Below are 1,190 nucleotides of genomic sequence, written 5' to 3' on the forward strand. Positions count from 1 at the left end.
TGTCTAAAGAAAAATTTGAACGTACGAAACCGCACGTTAACGTTGGTACTATCGGCCACGTTGACCACGGTAAAACAACTCTAACTGCAGCTATCTGTACTACTCTTGCTAAAGTTTACGGCGGTGTAGCTAAAGACTTCGCATCTATCGATAACGCTCCAGAAGAGCGTGAGCGCGGTATCACAATCGCAACTTCTCACGTTGAGTACGACACTCCATCACGCCACTACGCACACGTTGACTGTCCAGGACACGCTGACTATGTTAAAAACATGATCACTGGTGCTGCACAGATGGACGGTGGTATCCTAGTTGTTGCTGCGACAGATGGCCCAATGCCACAAACTCGTGAGCACATCCTACTAGGCCGTCAGGTTGGTATCCCATACATCATCGTATTCATGAACAAATGTGACATGGTTGACGATGAAGAGCTACTAGAACTAGTAGAAATGGAAGTTCGTGAACTTCTATCTGAATACGATTTCCCAGGTGATGACCTACCAGTTATCCAAGGTTCTGCACTAGGCGCACTAAACGGCGAAGAGCAGTGGGAAGCGAAAATCGTTGAACTAGCAGAAGCTCTAGATACTTACATCCCTGAGCCAGAGCGTGCGGTAGATCAGCCATTCCTAATGCCTATCGAAGACGTATTCTCAATCCAAGGTCGTGGTACAGTAGTAACTGGCCGTATCGAGCGTGGTATCCTAACTGTAGGTGACGAAGTTGCTATCGTAGGTATCAAAGACACTACTACAACTACATGTACTGGTGTTGAGATGTTCCGTAAGCTTCTAGACGAAGGCCGTGCAGGTGAGAACGTTGGTGCACTTCTACGTGGTACTAAGCGTGACGAAGTTGAACGTGGTCAAGTACTAGCTAAGCCTGGTTCAATCACTCCACACACTAAGTTCGAATCAGAAGTATACGTACTGTCTAAAGATGAAGGTGGTCGTCACACTCCATTCTTCAAAGGCTACCGTCCACAATTCTACTTCCGTACAACTGACGTAACTGGTGACATCCAGCTACCAGACGGCGTAGAAATGGTAATGCCAGGCGACAACGTACAGATGACTGTAGAGCTAATCGCACCAATCGCAATGGACGAAGGTCTACGTTTCGCGATCCGTGAAGGTGGCCGTACAGTAGGTGCTGGTGTTGTTGCTAAGATCTTCGACTAATTCATA

The 1,190-nt window shown here is 47.2% G+C and carries 1 protein-coding gene; it reads left to right on the forward strand.

All coding sequences use genetic code 11. The annotated features are described in order from the left end of the window. Window positions 1-1,184 (forward strand): elongation factor Tu (tuf, locus tag R7070_RS25850; RefSeq protein ID WP_017822038.1); only part of this gene is annotated, 1,184 nt, incomplete at its 5' end. Between the last annotated feature and the right edge of the window lie 6 nt (window positions 1,185-1,190).

Source organism: Vibrio sp. 1557, from assembly GCF_033340175.1.
Taxonomy (GTDB): Bacteria; Pseudomonadota; Gammaproteobacteria; order Enterobacterales; family Vibrionaceae; genus Vibrio; species Vibrio alginolyticus.